This is a genomic window from Marinobacter litoralis, from assembly GCF_003336705.1.
GTDB classification, from domain to species: Bacteria; Pseudomonadota; Gammaproteobacteria; order Pseudomonadales; family Oleiphilaceae; genus Marinobacter; species Marinobacter litoralis.
Genome location: NZ_QMDL01000003.1, coordinates 633,212 through 648,219, shown reverse-complemented (window position 1 = coordinate 648,219; position 15,008 = coordinate 633,212). Strand labels below are relative to the sequence as shown.

Annotated in this window: 12 protein-coding genes; 3 read left to right on the top strand and 9 right to left on the bottom strand. The window is 53.7% G+C overall.

Annotation, left to right across the window (positions count from 1 at the left end):
• Positions 1-5: 5 nt before the first annotated feature.
• Positions 6-2,009, bottom strand: coding sequence for a hypothetical protein (locus tag DOQ08_RS12635; protein WP_011787107.1), 2,004 nt, complete (start codon positions 2,007-2,009; stop codon positions 6-8).
• A 43-nt stretch (positions 2,010-2,052) separates the two neighbouring features.
• Complete coding sequence (locus DOQ08_RS12630; RefSeq protein ID WP_114335305.1) at positions 2,053-2,679, bottom strand: hypothetical protein; 627 nt, start codon at positions 2,677-2,679, stop codon at positions 2,053-2,055.
• Positions 2,680-2,884: 205 nt separating this feature from the next.
• On the opposite strand from DOQ08_RS12630, the gene DOQ08_RS12625 reads away from it, so the two are divergent.
• From DOQ08_RS12625 to DOQ08_RS12615, 3 genes are read left to right on the top strand one after another with little or no spacing between them, the layout of a single operon-like run.
• Entirely contained in the window at positions 2,885-3,289 is a 405-nt protein-coding gene (locus tag DOQ08_RS12625) for a YjfI family protein (protein ID WP_114335304.1), read from the top strand.
• Positions 3,290-3,303: 14 nt separating this feature from the next.
• A complete protein-coding gene (locus DOQ08_RS12620) occupies positions 3,304-3,999 on the top strand; it encodes a PspA/IM30 family protein (protein ID WP_114335303.1) in 696 nt (231 codons plus the stop codon).
• A gap of 47 nt (positions 4,000-4,046) precedes the next feature.
• Positions 4,047-4,376 carry a hypothetical protein gene (locus DOQ08_RS12615; protein ID WP_114335302.1) on the top strand — a complete coding sequence of 110 codons (330 nt, stop codon included), beginning with the start codon at positions 4,047-4,049 and terminating at the stop codon, positions 4,374-4,376.
• A gap of 16 nt (positions 4,377-4,392) precedes the next feature.
• Here DOQ08_RS12615 and DOQ08_RS12610 read toward each other — a convergent pair whose 3' ends face one another.
• From DOQ08_RS12610 to DOQ08_RS12580, 7 genes are all read right to left on the bottom strand, one after another.
• Positions 4,393-5,244 carry a hypothetical protein gene (locus tag DOQ08_RS12610; RefSeq protein WP_114335301.1) on the bottom strand — a complete coding sequence of 284 codons (852 nt, stop codon included), beginning with the start codon at positions 5,242-5,244 and terminating at the stop codon, positions 4,393-4,395.
• Positions 5,245-5,322: 78 nt separating this feature from the next.
• Positions 5,323-5,838 carry a hypothetical protein gene (locus DOQ08_RS12605; RefSeq protein ID WP_114335300.1) on the bottom strand — a complete coding sequence of 172 codons (516 nt, stop codon included), beginning with the start codon at positions 5,836-5,838 and terminating at the stop codon, positions 5,323-5,325.
• Positions 5,839-5,871: 33 nt separating this feature from the next.
• Complete coding sequence (locus DOQ08_RS12600) at positions 5,872-7,029, bottom strand: hypothetical protein (protein ID WP_133297170.1); 1,158 nt, start codon at positions 7,027-7,029, stop codon at positions 5,872-5,874.
• A gap of 124 nt (positions 7,030-7,153) precedes the next feature.
• Complete coding sequence (locus DOQ08_RS12595; RefSeq protein WP_114335298.1) at positions 7,154-8,422, bottom strand: hypothetical protein; 1,269 nt, start codon at positions 8,420-8,422, stop codon at positions 7,154-7,156.
• Between the two features lie 133 nt (positions 8,423-8,555).
• The gene (locus DOQ08_RS12590; RefSeq protein WP_227537666.1) at positions 8,556-9,671 is read right to left on the bottom strand and encodes a hypothetical protein; all 1,116 of its coding nucleotides are present in this window, start codon (positions 9,669-9,671) and stop codon (positions 8,556-8,558) included.
• Between the two features lie 49 nt (positions 9,672-9,720).
• On the bottom strand, positions 9,721-10,881 hold the full coding sequence (locus DOQ08_RS12585; protein ID WP_133297169.1) for a hypothetical protein: 1,161 nt from the start codon (positions 10,879-10,881) through the stop codon (positions 9,721-9,723).
• On the bottom strand, positions 10,874-14,992 hold the full coding sequence (locus DOQ08_RS12580) for a hypothetical protein (protein ID WP_114335296.1): 4,119 nt from the start codon (positions 14,990-14,992) through the stop codon (positions 10,874-10,876). The genes DOQ08_RS12585 and DOQ08_RS12580 overlap by 8 nt, the downstream gene beginning before the upstream one ends.
• Between the last annotated feature and the right edge of the window lie 16 nt (positions 14,993-15,008).

Genomic DNA, 15,008 nt, shown 5'->3' with positions numbered 1-15,008 from the left:
CCTTATCAGGCCGTCTCGGAACTGCGGTTAGGCTTTTCACCTGCCACCCGGCCGGCAATGTTCGAGAGCGCCGCCTGCAGCGAGGGGGACTTGTCCAGCACGCCCTGAACACTCTTGCCGTAGCCAAGGCCCTGGGCAAACTTCTCGAAAATGCCGCCGTCGCCGCCGATCATTTCGAACTTGGCGTCTTTCAGGGCAGCAGCCATAACCCGGCCATTTTCCAGCATGCCAGCCTTCTGGGCGTCGATCTGGGCCATCACTTCCTTCTCATGAACTTCCAGGTTCATGCGGAACTCTTCAAAGTGACGGGATTCCTCAGACATGCCATCGTAGGCTTTGAGCTTCTCAACCAGGCCAGCCGCTTCGGCCTTGGCCATGGCTTCGCGGGCTTCGGCTTTGGCGTGGCCCATGCGCTGCTCACCTTCGGCTTCGGCCAGAACCATAGCCTTGCGGGCATCTGCCTTGGCAACACCCAGCTTCTCTTCACCCATGGCTTCGGTTTCCAGACGCTGCTCAAGCACCCGGACTTCAGCCATACCGGCTTCTTCATCGGCCTTGGCAGTAACCGATTTAACCTCGGCACGTGCCAAACCATCGGCCCGGATGGCAGACGCCTGGGCTTCCTTGACCTGTGCTTCAGCAAGGCCGTCGGCCGCGGCCATAGCCTGGCGACCGCGGGCCAGCTTCTCGTCAGCCACCGATTTCTTCTCGGCTGCATCCATTTCCGCCTGGGCGGTGACCCGAATTTGCTCAGCTTCCAGCTTGGAGCGCTCAAACGCCGCCTCGGCCGCTTTCACATCTTTCAGCTTCAGTTCTTCGGCATCGGCTTCAGCCGCCACCACTTTCTTCACCTTCAGGCGGTCGGCTTCAGAACGGTTGCGAACATCCTTGATGTTCTCTTCCTCTTCCGCCACGTTGCGCTCAACGGCAATACGCTGGCTGGTGATATCGGCAATTTCCTTGCGTTCTTCTTCCAGCGCCTTTTCCATGCCAATGCGCTCGATTTCCACCGCCCGCTCACGGTTAACATCCTCGAGCTCCCGGGCCTGGCGAATACGCACTTCTTCAATCTGCACCGCACGCTCGCGGGCTTTCATGGCCATTTCAATCTGGCGCTGCTTGTTTTCGTCCGCAATCGCCAGTTCTTCATCTGTCTTGATGCGAGCGGCTTCGGCACGGGCCCGCTCCTGCTCACGCACCTGCTCGGTTTCCGAAGTCTCACGGGCCTGCAGGGTTTCAATTTCCCGGCGCTGACGCGCTTCGGCTTCGGCCTGGCTGCGTTCCAGTTCCAGCGACGCTTCTCGCGCTGACACATTCTTGCGCTGGATTTCCAGTTCCTGGTCCCGCTCCAGACGGTTGGTTTCCACATTGTGAAGCGCGGTGATTTCGGTAATCCGCTTGATGCCCTCGGAATCCAGGATATTGTTCGGGTCCAGCGAGGTCTTCGGTGTCTGCTCCAGGTAGTCGATGGCCACGTCTTCCAGCACGTAACCGTTCAGATCTTCCCCGATGGTCTCGACGATGGAATCGCGGAAACGCTGACGCTCCTCAAACAGCTGCATGAACTCGAGTTTCTTACCAACGGTCTTCAGCGCTTCACTGAACTTGGCATTGAATAGCTCGTTCACGGCATCGCGGTCTGAGGCACGGCCCACACCCACCGACTTGGCCACGCGCAGTACGTCTTCCTGGGTTTCATTCACCCGCAGGTAGAAGGCCACGGTAATGTCGGCCCGCAGGTTGTCCTTACAGATCAGCCCTTCCTTGCCGGTACGATTCAGCTCCAGGGTAATCACCGAGATCTTCATGGTCTCCGCGCGGTGGATAACCGGCAGCACCATGGCCCCGGTGAAATACACCTTGGGCGTGGGCGACAGGTCGTTCACGATCAGGGCCTGGCCCTGGTCCACCTTGCGGTAAAACGCCTTGAACAGGGCCAGTATGCCCAGTATCAGCAGAACCAGGACCCCGACGGTCATGATTGCTGGCATCATCCAAGATAAGTCCATTTAGTCATTCTCCTGCGCTGATTTAAGGAAGTAGGTGCGGGGATTAACCGGCCGATTCGCCGGCGAGGAATTCGGCTTCCGGAACCACCCACCAGGCGTTCTTGTCCGGAATATGCTCGATCAGCACCGCGCGCTCACGATGCGACAGCGGTGTATGGCTACGAACCTGCAGTACCAGGTGGGCACCATCCAGGATCGCTTCAGCCCGGCCTTTGGCTTCCGTAACCGTTGCTGAGGTCACGACACAGGCGGTACCGATAATACGTTTCTGAAGCGGGGGTAAATACGCCCGCCGGAACAGTGGCCGCAGTGGGCGGATAACAACAGCAGTCACCAGAACACTCACCACCAGAGCGCCGGCAATGACTGCCAGGCCGAACAGTGCGTGCAACAAGCCACCAGGCACCATTGCACCGAGCAGCAGCTCCGCAAAATAACTCGTCAACCAGGCGATGAGGAACAACAGGGTAAGCACGAGTGGCAGGGGCACGCCCTGAAGCCCGAGGGTCACCATCAGGCCAGAGAAGTCACCGGAGGCATCAATATCGCCATCGGCCTCGATATCGCCCAGACCCACTAGGGAAATCAGCCAGTAAATGATGGCCACACACAGCAGTACGGAAAAAATGACCGTGGGGAAGGAAAACGCAATTGCGAAGAATGTATCCATACGCGACCAGATATCCGTTCTGGTAAATCCACTGGGCGACAGTCCGTGTCAGACTGACGGGTTGTTTATAACGTAAACAAACTATTTCTTGCAAATGTTTAATTGCGAGGTATAGACTCGGATGATTGACATAAAATGTCAAGCGACAGGACAAGGTTCGTCCGGATCGGCCGAACCGATTCAACGCCACAGGAAGGAGCTATTCGTGGATACCCAATCTCTCACCCTGGCCCTGGGTGACGCCACCCATGCTGGCCGAACCTTCGATGTCATGCCCATTGCCGGCGAAGAACCGGTGCTGCAGGTGATCGTGTCCGGCGCCGAAGAAACACCGGTGTATATTACCGTAACCGACACCCAGATTCTGTGCCTTGCGTACCTTTTCGACGAACAGGAACTGGCCCCGGAACGTCAGAACGAGCTGCATGAAAACATGTTGCGCATCAGTGTTCCCATGCCCTTAAGCTCTCTTGGCAAAACCGGCCAACACTATGTGGTCTATGGCGCACTGAGCCCCGCCTCCGGCACCAGCGAGATCATGCAGGAACTGGTAACCCTCGCCGAGAATGCCATCGACCTGTTACAGACTTTTGAAGACTACCTGGCTTGAGTGAGGACTGAGACATGAGAACCGTACTGAAAAAAATCCTGACCGCCATGCGCGGGGGTGTGAACGAACTGGGTGAAGCCGTTGTCGACGGCCAGGGCAACCGGATTCTGGAACAGGAACTGCGCGATTCCGAGCATGAGCTGAAACAGGCCAAGCAGGAGCTGGCGTCACTGATGGCCGAAGCGGCCTCCCTGGCCCGACAGATCCGTACCGAGCAGGACAGCGCCACCAAGCGTGAAGACGATGCCCGCAAAGCCATCGCGGCTGGCCAGGAAGACCTGGCCCGGGAAGTGGCCGAGCGAATTGTTGGCCATGAACGCCGCGCTTCGGAGCTGACCCAAACCCGGGAACTGCTGCAACAGCGCATTGTGGGCCTGAAAGACCGGGTTCAGAAAGCCGAGAAACAGCTGGCCGACTACCGCCGGGAACTGCAAGTGGTGAAGACCAACGAGCGGGTGCTACGCACCACCGCGCAGATTGACACCAACATCAACAGCCAGCAGTCCTCCCTGAGCACCGCGAAAGAGACATTGGAACGGATTCGCGAGCGCCAGGCCCGGGAAGAAGACCGCCAGACCGCCAGCGCCACTCTGGAAAAAGAACTCACAGGCGCCGACCTGGACGAAAAACTGAAAGCCGCCGGTATTGACGGCGAACAAGATGCAATCGACAACGTACTGGCCCGCCTCAAAGACAGCCCGGCACAGTAAACCCAAAGCCCCCAAACTCCGGGGGCGTCATTCATCAGGTTAATTCCATGGCAAGTAAACCGGATTGGTCAAAAGAGGAGCAGGCGGTGCAGGCCGTACAAATGGCCTTCGACCTCTCCAACGACATTCAGCGCGCCTTTCGGGTCTCTGCGGCAATACAGAACATGACCACCTCCGACATGGTGCGCAAAGTTCTGGAACTGCCCTATCAGAAAACCCGGGCAAGACCGCGTTTGACCATTACCCTAAAAGATGAGGACTTTGAATTGCTGGCCCGAAAGTACGGCCTTGACCCGCAAGATCGGGCGACGATTCGCCAGCGTGTCTCGGAGGATTTACAGGTGTTTGCCCGTAATTATCTGACCGAATCTGTGTGACCACCATCGCAACCGCTCACTGCAAGCTCACTACGACACCAAGCACTGCGATGATCAAAACGGAGGTCAGTGCAGTCATTCGTACAAAGCTTCGGTCTGCCTTAATGCTGACATCGGCCGTTGCAACTGCCGCCTGAGCAGGATGCCCAGGCATATCCGCTTTGGTGTCAGATGCTTCCGTCTGCTCAGGTACCGGGAACGGGTAGAGCGGTTGCCGCCACTCATCGAACAAAGCCTGCTCGGCAGAAGTGATGGCGCTTCGAGGCTTGGGACCGTTACGTAGGTTTCCGTCAGGATTGAGTAGAATCACACCATCATTGTCGTCATAAACCAACCAGCTCTCAGCATCACCAACTTCCTGACCATCCACGATCGACGTGATTGTCCAACGCTGAGCCATGACAGGACCGGTGCCCATTTCCTCATTCGCCGGCAGCTCAAGGAGCTTCGCCCGATACAAGCGTTCGGTGCCAGACTCATCTTTCGCGATACCGGCTAAACCGAGAATATGCAAAATGGAGTCAACCACCACGCCGCCATCTGAACCAGCCCAGACAACCCAAGCGCCCAGCACCGCCGCATTTCTCGCAAGCTCTTTGAGAGCAACCGGCTTTATGGAAATATTCCCGTCACCCGCCGAAAGCCGATACTCCGCCAGCTCTGCTTCAACCGCTTCGGGATCCGTGCCAGCTAGAAAGGCCAAGTGACCGTGCACCTCCACGAGAGCGGGCAGCTCCCCCTCAGAGCCATTTTTTACAAACACGGCATAAAAGGTATGAACTTGCCACTCACGCACCAGTGAAACGTAGTCTTTTGCGGCAACAAGCCTGCCAAACTCTTCAATACAGACAGCTGATTTTTCTTCCATGATTGTGCGTCTCCACCGTTTACAAAAAACTCAATCCCTTGGGCCAAACAGGATCAGACTCCCGCTTGTGACGCCGACTTATGTTCCGTAAAGGACCATGAGCAAAATAATAAAAGCCATAAACCCAGCACATGCCCAAAAAACTCCCGCAATGCCGCCGGGATCTTTTCCACCTTGCACATCCTGCTTCGCCCGATCACTACGACCCAGTTCCGCGAGATAGTATTCAAAGTCCGAGATTAGCTGCGTGTTGGACGTCCGAATGCCGGTATACCATTCCTCGGGAAACTCGATTGCGGCAACAGGTACCATCAGAAACGTGCACATGGAAACGAAGGGCACCGAGCCGTTAACCAATAGCGAATCCCGCCCAACTAATCCGCGGGGAAGATCCGAAGCGGGAACCCGGCACTCTTCCAGAACCTCACAAACGTAACCCTCAGGCACTTCACCGTGAACGAGCACGGGAACCTGCTGTGTACCACACGGCATGCAAGCCAGGGCAGGAAAACGTCCATCGGTCGCATCCGGAACGAAGAGGCGATTCATGTTATCAGGACAAAACGGCTTTACGCCGCCAAACTGTCCCAGCACCAGGTGCGCCGGCTTTCCCGGATCTCGCCCTTGCTAGAACAACACCCAGGCAATCGCCCTTGTAAGTCGCGACCTAAAATGTTCCGGCACTTCATGAATGCCTGCTTCCTTGGGCAGCCAAACTTGCTCGCCGTAATCTGTCATGGCCAGTCCATTACCGCCCAGGGGCAAGCTCCACTCTGGGTGGTCAACAAACAAGATACCGTACCGGCGCCCATCCACCCTCAGAAGCTCATCGCTACCCTGCTCTTCTATTTCAGGCATCACTTGGTCTTCAATAACTTCTAATTGCAGCCTGGTGGCATCCGGCATGATTTGATTATGAACAGCACGTTCGAGGTCATAAAAAGAAAGAAGATTTTCTTCGCCAATAATGGAAGGAGCCGGGACGTAAGTGTCTATGCTTTTAACATTTTCATCCGCTCTATTCTCGCCTTCACCCTTCTCTTCCCAAGCGGCATAGTCGTAGAGCGGCAGGGCCCACCAATCAAACAGTGCCTGCTCATCAGCAGACAGCTCACTGCGATTTTTAGCCACACCTGATGGACCTAAACCCGGCCCGAACACCACAAGCCCGCGATCATCGATGACAAGAGCCTCCTGCACCACTTCTGTCACCGAGTTTCCAGATACGGTGCTGACAACCCAGCTTTGCGCTTTAATTATCTCGACGAACTTGCCCGGATTTTGAAGTTCATGGAGTTTCGCCTGATACAAAAGCTCCTGCCCTGAAGGCTGCTGTTTTATAGCCTTCATTCCGATCAAATGCATCAGTGACGTATTCATGATTACATTGGAACCGGTCCAGCAGAACCACGCGCCTAAAAGGAATGCATTCCTTGCGAGCTCTCCCAAGGGAACCGGTTTGATAAAAACATCTAGCTCTTCATCGAAACCGAAGTCTTCTATGGCTGCCCGGGCCGCCACCGGGTCTGGGCTACCGATGAAGCATCGTGCGTCTTCGATGGGGAGCAAGACAGGCAACTCCAGATCCTGCCGCCTTTTTGCAAATAGCGTATGAAAAATAACGTCCCGCCAGTCCCTTATCAGACCTATGTGGTCCTCACTAGCGATAAGGTCGGTGAAGATCTTCTCTGTTGGTGCAAATGAATCTTCCATGATTATTACTGCCTGCTCATTGAGTTGTGACGATCCTTGATCGTCACAATTCATCTTGGTAATCAGGTTCACTACGCGGCAGCGCAACACCCGCGCGACCTCATTAAAACAGCTGAGTTCCGATTCAGGGCGACTCTCTTGACTGGTAACGGCCTCTTCCCCGCTTTTCTTGCCGTTTCGCCTCACGCCCGGCTTGTCATTCGGAGACCGGCCCCATATTGGTGAAGCGAAGGCCCCGCTCATAAGAACGGGTGAGTTGCTGATTGAGGCTTTTCAGGGTCTCGGATGGTTTGGCCCACTGCTCTTTGGGCAAAGGCGCGGACCAGGCTTTCAATTCCTCTGGCAAGCTCTTCAGGGCCAAGGTCTTGATACGACGTTCGGTAATGATGTGAGCCAAATAACGCTGAAAGAACCAGTCGCCCACTTTCTTGCCCAGCCAGGGTAACAAGGACAGGTCTTTGCGGGCCTGGCGGCATTTGGCTTTGTAGTGGGCCAGGGTTTCATCCTGTTTCGGGTCCGGGCAGGCCTCGGGACCGTTTTCCATAAACTGGCGAATACACTCCCACTGGGCCAGGCCGGCTGTTTCATGACCTACGTTGATACTTGCAGCCGCCAAGGCCGATTCCGGGTCGTCGGGTTTCGGAATCGCCAGGGTGAGAACCGTGTGGGTAGCCATCAGCCCGAGACCGATATCATGACGGGTTTCGATGTAGGCAACTAGTTTTTCCCAGGGGTAGATTTCGTAGACGAGTCTGGGGGCGTGTTTTTTCTTTAGGCGGAGGCCGAAGAAAAGGTAAGTGCCGACCACCAGAACCTCAATTACCAGAGCTGCCAACAAGTAGTTCCGTACACGTTGAACGTATTCCACCGGATTGTTTTCCAAACCAATAGGCGTATACAGAACTGCGGCAATTGTAAAAGCGATCACTATATAGGCTATTCCAGCTGCATTATCTGTCCAAAACGGGAGCTTGAATTCCTTTCCTTCAGTCCAACGCGGGATGGCTACTTGCCGGCGTTGTACGTTAAATCGCACCGGTGGGGTTTCTTTCACGGCTTTGTTACCCAGGAAATGCATGTGCAAGCCCCAGGGTAAAGAAATCAGGAGGTTTCCAACCAGCATTATAAGTGGCGACTCCCAATCCCAACGGCCCAGCGAGTCGGGGCCTAGCGCAAACATCAGACCAAAACCGAAGATACCAATGGATAACACGCTCAAACTCAAGAACAACAACGCAAATTCGGCACCAAACAGCAGGTTTCCGCCCTGCAAATCCTGCCAGCCGTCGGTTTTCCGCCGAATCCAAGTGTTGACGTCCACAGCCCGCTCGCCTGTTGTTACCGGCTCCGGACTCAAGGCCAGCAACCGACCATCTTTGGTGGTACGGCGCACTCCGACTTCCCAGGTGGATTCAGCCGATGGATGAGATGACGAAGTATCGTTGGTGTTGTTCAGATTGGTCATTCCATTAACCGTATATTATTTGGTCTTTTGCATTTAGTAACGAGACCAAACTGTCGACCTCACCCCACAAGCATTGAGGGAAGCACATGCTTTCAAGCATCTCCAAGATTGGCCGGGAGGGCTTCCTGCTCGCTCAGGACGCGTAACTCAGCTTTTCCGCCATCAGGTCTGGCCTGCGCGTTGTATCGATGATGGAGACATCGGTAAACATGTCGTCCACTTTCTGCTTGAAGGTTTTATCACCCATATCCCGCCAGTAACGCGCAGGACGGCCCGTCGCCTGGTCGTGTTTTGCGGTGGTCGGGTCAAGGTGTCGATACTGCTCCAGCATGGGCAGTTCCGGCAGCGGCCTGGTGATATCCATGTAATTCTGAATGAAATCCCAGTAGGCGTAACACATGGTGGGACTGCCATGGGCGCCGAGAAGATCGCCAACGGTAACGTCCAGTTTGCTGTATCGGTGAGAGAGCACCAAATCAAACACACTACCGAAACGGTCCACCCGCGCGCAGCACCAGGCATCGAACTCGTAGAAAGGTTTTTCAACCACTACCGGAGGCTTTCTGGGAAGAAAAGGAAACTTTTTCGGGTATTGCCAGACCTTGATCATGCCGGTGCGACGGTTGAACTCCCACTCAGGACCGCGGCCATTCCGTAAAAGCCATTTCGGGAAGAGGCGGAAGGCCAGATCTGCAATCAAAATGAGAATCCAGCCGCCTCCAAGCATAATAAATTCGAACAAACCAAGACTTTGTATGTACTCAGAATAGTTTCTACTAATGGATGTAAACAACGGCGACATCAAAATCAATGTTATCAAATATCCTGGAGAAACAATGTATGCCCAAATCTTACCCGCAACACTCATCATGTCGAAAAAGCGCGCCTGAAAAGCCAATGGTGCATACCGGAAACACTCGTGATTATTCTCAACGTGAAGTCCGTACTTCGCTGCCAGATCCTCTTTTTTCTCCAGTCGCCGCAACTTCTTGGGCGGATCTCTTGAAATAAAGGCGGGCGGCATTACTTCTCGGGTATTACCCCACGGTAAACGTAAGCTGGCTGAGCGATCTAATCCGGTTCGGTTCAATTCCTGAGTTTGATTGCTTTGCTCGGGAATCGCGTCAGAGCGATAAGCACAGGAGCCGTAATAACTCGGCCAGGTGGAATGAGCAAATTTGCTGCTGCCATCGAATCCAGCTTGAGTGACATTAAATCCATCCCGAGCTGAGTGTAGGCTCATGTCCATATAACTCTTCCTTCGCAAAAGGATGCCCAGGCTCGGGAACCGCCACTTACTAATCTGAGGAAACACTCCGGATGGGCTCTTTCTTCAATCCGGATTTTGCTCGACGCTGACGAGATTGTCGTGAACCACGGCCATAGGCCAACATATCTTCCGGCGTCATGTGCGCATAGCGCACTTTCCTGGCCATCAAGTTTGGGCGTTGTTCGGTGTTGATGCGCAGAACCCGACCAAGCATCTCGTCCTCTTTTTGTTGGAAGGTTTTGTCATCCATGTCCCGCCAATAACGTTCCGGTCGGCCAGCCTCTCTATCATGTTCGGCGGTCACAGGATCCTTGTGTCGATGGGGCTCCAGCACTGGGAATTCAGGTAATGGCCGCGTCACATCCATATAGTTTTGGAGGAAATCCCAGAGTGCGTAGCATGGACGAGGAGATTGGTGCCAACCTAACAGGATGTCTCCGATATGAACCTTGAGCTTGCTGTATCGGTGACACAAGATGAAGTCAAACCTGGGCCCATACTGTGTCGCACCGCCGGCCACCCAGCCATCAAATTCATAAAACGGAGTCTCAGTGACGGTCTCCTGATAGTTCCAAAACAACGGAATTCTGCGTCTATAGTGCCAGATACGAACCACTCCCGTTCGACGGTTAAGTTCCCATTCAGGACCGCGCCCGGCTTTCACGCACCAACGAGGAAAGAATGTAAAAGCGACGGTGGAGGATAGCCACATAGCTGCTGGCATGCCGCTCAAGGCAATGATAAACGGCCAAACATCGTTTAGGGCGGCCACAAAAGATGAATCAGTGAGGTAAATATGCATCAGGTAAGTAACAAGCCCAAGAGGTAAACTCACCCAAAAGAACGCTTTTCCGTAAAGCTCAAACGCGTTAACCACTTTTGATCGGAAAGCTAAAGGTGCATAGCAAATACTCTCATGATCCAGCTGTCCCTGGTCACCAGCTTCAGCAAGCAGATCTTCTCTCTCTTCAATTTTCCGAAGAGCCTCTGGTCGCCAACGAGCAAATAGGTTTGACGGCATCAAATCCTGCGCGGTACCCCAGGGCAGTCTAAAGCCAGCCGAGCGATCCAGCGTCGAGTGATTTAAATCTTGTTGCTGGTCGGGTTGATCTGGTATTAAATCGGAACGGTAAGCATCCGCGCCATAATACCTCCCGATAATCGCTGAAGCGTTCCTTGGCCTATCCAAAATAACGGACCTCTTCGTCGTACCAGAACGGACGGTTCTCTTTGGTGAAGTCCGGCTCGGAATGTTTCAAATCGTCCTTATTGTATACCAGCGGGTCTTCCGGATCAGGCGCCGGGAACACCATTGGTGCTTCCCCTTTGGTAGTTTGGATTTGCAATTGAATCCTGACCTTCCAGTGGTAAGCGCGGGTTTCAGTTAACTCAACGGCTCCCAACCAGCGCTGAGATTCTGTTCTTCGTGTTTGGGGCGAATTCAAATAGACATAGACTCCACCTACAAACTCTTCTTCTCGCAACACGCGAGCTCGAGATTTGTTTTCTGCAACTGGCATAATTCTCCTGTTGGACATATCACTAACTCCCAACAAATACCCCCGCTCAGCCTTCGTTTCTACCAATTGCAAGTGAGGCTTCACTTCGACCATCTCAGCTCCCCTAAACAAGCCCGGGATGGCGCTTTCCACCCTCAACCTGGTGTTTGCCTCGCGGAGAGCAATTAGACGGCTTTCATCTTGCTCGTCCAGTTCTCCCCGAAGTGCCCTGCCTCGCAGAGGATTCGGCTCGATTACGATATTAACGCCCATAAGCAAACTAATCAGGCGATAGTATGCTTCACGAGGCTCTTTCAAAAAGGGCTTCTCCGACATCTGTCCAAAGGGTCCATGCCGCATCCAGATTTCTATAGATTCCTCGCTGAACCACGCCATCAAGGCGGTACCGGAGAGCGCCAGTACTACACCCAGAGTCAGCCAGCCCGCCGGTCCCAGAAATAACAGTCCGGAAGCCCCCGCAACACTGGAAAATGCCAACGCGACGCCACCCGCAGCTACTAAGCCAGCACCAATAGCCCCTTCAGTATTTCCCATCCGATATAGATAGCTGGAATCAAAAGCATATTCGAGTGCCATCAAGAGACCGCCTGCTCCACCGAATAGTTTTCCCCAGGTTGGAGGGCCACCAAAAACCCTGGCAAACGCTTGAGCAAATCTTCCGTTCCATTCACGTGACAGAAGCTGTGTAGATGCACGCTCAATGAGCGCCACATTTTGCAGAAAGCGCTCGGCCAGCATTACCGAAGCGTAGCCTATATCGTAATACGCGCTTCCGGCCCCCGCCATCGCACTCCAAAGCCCTTTTGCTCGAAAATCTCTATCGTAGGCAGCTCCAGCACTTGATACGTTATGCAATTCCATCAACATAACGGCAGCCGGCAAAAGCGGTGAGTTGAGTACTCTGTAAAGGCGTCTGTCTTCTACCTTCCGGACCGTATCGTCCAAAGATCGCACCTCAGCATCTAAAGCTGCCTTGTTCGTCTCGATATCATCGAACGCATCGTTTGCAGCCTCCAGACTTCCATCAACCTTCTCCAGATTACTCAACGCCTTTTCAAGTTTCGCCTCAGCGCCTGCTACCCGTCGAGCCACTGCTGCTGTGGCCGCCGCAGACAAGTCAGATGCTTGGGCAGCGTAACGTTCCCAGATATTCAGCTCTTTCAATGCCTTAGCGTACTGACGCTCTGCCGTATTGAGATGCTTCAGGATTTTTGTAATCTGTTCGTTTTCTGGGACAACCAAGACCAGTGCATCGTCTGCCACACTGGAAGGTATTCCCTGAGTCTTTGCGCGGGTGCGGCTGGTCGAGGCCGTCGCTCGAACCCCGCCTTCGCTTTGTTCCGTAATGTCGCCAAACATTCTTACGGCTCGCCCTTCACCGCCGCTGTCCTCCAAGCCACTGATGCCAATCACGAAGTAACCCTTCTGAGCGGCTTTTGAAAGCCGCTCTAACCTGACTTTTCCGGTAAGTAAAGGTAATGACGCGCGGAGCTGTTGAAAACATCCCCCGTAAAGTTTCATTTGTGCTTCGATCGCATGCGAGAACAACCGCTGCCTCTGAGTGAAAAGAGTCTGTGCGCGGCGATCAATCTCGGATTCTTGGATAGCTATCCGATTCAGACGTGCCTGTGCTTGTTGCCTTGCCTGCTCAGTTCGTTGGTTCTGTTCGATCTGCTCATCAACAGCTTGAACCCGTGCGTCTTTGATTTCTTTTTCAGCCTCAACCCTCTCCTGACTCAATCGATTCAGTTCCGACTCCGCAGCCTTGAGTTGGGTGTCGACATCTTTGAGTTGCTGATTGTGACTAACCAGGGATTGACTTGCACTTTGGACCGCGCCCCAGAGACTGCCATGGATACTCAGCAAGGTCTGGGTTCCTGTCCGAAGACTGGAGGCAAAGGCCGTAGCAAACGCACCCGCCTCGGCTGCTGCAGCCAGTTCCAGTCCGTCCCTAGTCATAACGACGTCTAGCTCTGGAAGGTCAGTGTTTTCCAGTGATGCCAACTCACTGGCCCGGAATTGGCCGTCACCTGAATTTTCATCGGGCTGCGCCTGAGGCTCGTAGGAGCGCTCCAGGTCATTGGCATCAAAGTCCGGGAAAAGCAACGAATACAGTAAGTTGCTTCTCCCTGCGCGACAGAGGTTCTGCAACCACTCTTTACCTATTCCGGATTTCCGAGCGTCTACCCTAGCAGCTAGTACATCACATTCTTCTGGATCCTTAATCGCCTCCTGAATTAGTGAGGACAGAAAATAGAATGCTCCTGCGTAGTCATAACCATCATGGGTAAAGAGATCAACCAAGCTATGCTGCACCCAACTGCGTTGCAGAAGGTCCAACAAATCCTCCTGCAAATCACTCCCATATTGCACCGCTAGTTTTCGTTCAGATACTGCGATCGAACGCTCTAACTCTTTCCGGCCCGCGCCATTCAACTCCCTCATATATTTATTGAGAGGATTGATTTTCCCTCCAAAGTTACTGGGGACAATCGCTGAGTTCACTAACAGGGCAGATTCAAAATAAGGTCGTGCCTTTGCGCGTCTCACTGCAGCATTAGAAAACCATGCGGCTACCTGGCGGCGCTGTTGCAGGTATCGCAACCTTCCAACAGGATCATCAATTCGGATCGCTCCAATTACGCGATCACGGGCATCCTTAACAACATCCTCAGCACTTTGGGTTTCCTCCGGCCAATCAAATACACCGCGATCTTCTGCCTCCGTTGTTTCATCGCCAACTGCTTCCACTTCCCTCAAGGTTCGATGAAGACACTTGGCGAGCACGGTCATTTCAGGGCGTTCGTCTTCATATATTGGGTCTTCCGGATCGGGGTCCTCCTGCCTCTGGTGAACCTGTATAGCTGCCTGCTCGGATAAGGCAGTGTATTCCCCCGTCAGATCCAAGAGGTATTTTTCCGGACGATCAAACTGCGATTCCACCAAAGGGTTTCGACTTCGCTGAGGCGCGAGACAGCTCGCAAGGAAAGCGTTTCTAGCGCGCCTGCTCACAGTGACGGTGTCACCCTCGTCATGTGTTGGCTCTGCAAGAACCATCGAAATGGTATTGCAGCGATCCATTCTGACAAAAGGTTTACGCTGCAAGTAATTGACCCGAGTTCCCGGCCATTGAGACTCACTGAATGCTGCGTGAATGTTAATCCACTTCCCATCTACTCTCGCCGGCAACCAGATTTCTGCTAGTCCTGCACCGGTCACCGCTCGGTAACCAGGTTTTATATCTCCGTTGGTCTCTCGGTAATCGTCAAGAGCCACATCGTGGTAGCGTGTAACGCCCTTATCATCCATTCTCACTTCAAGTTCACGCCATAGCTTCCCCTCATGGAATAGATAAATAAATCCAGGCCGTGACATTACATAGTGAGCCGGGTTTCGGCCCTTGAGAGTCACACCGGATATCAGGGTGGTCGGAATGACGGGGAGAATGACATGGTGCTGCCGCTCTTCTTCTCGATCTATACCAGTTGCATCCTGGAGAAAAGGGACACGAATGGGGTCACCCTCTTCTGCGGCAATCTCCAGCCAAATGTTACGGTTTGGTTGACTCTGCCATGGCCAGATATGAAGAACCGACTCTTCCAAGTCTTCCTTAACCATCCGACTTTCCAGACCTTCTTGCAGATCAGAATCTGTCTCCTCATAAATCCTGAAACTATGCCCTTCCGGATGCTCTTTGCCCATGACTTCGATAATCAGTGATTTACCCTCACAGGCCGGGCTACAACCAGCTGTGGACTGCTTTGCACTATTCTCAGACATCCCTGTCATTCCTTGC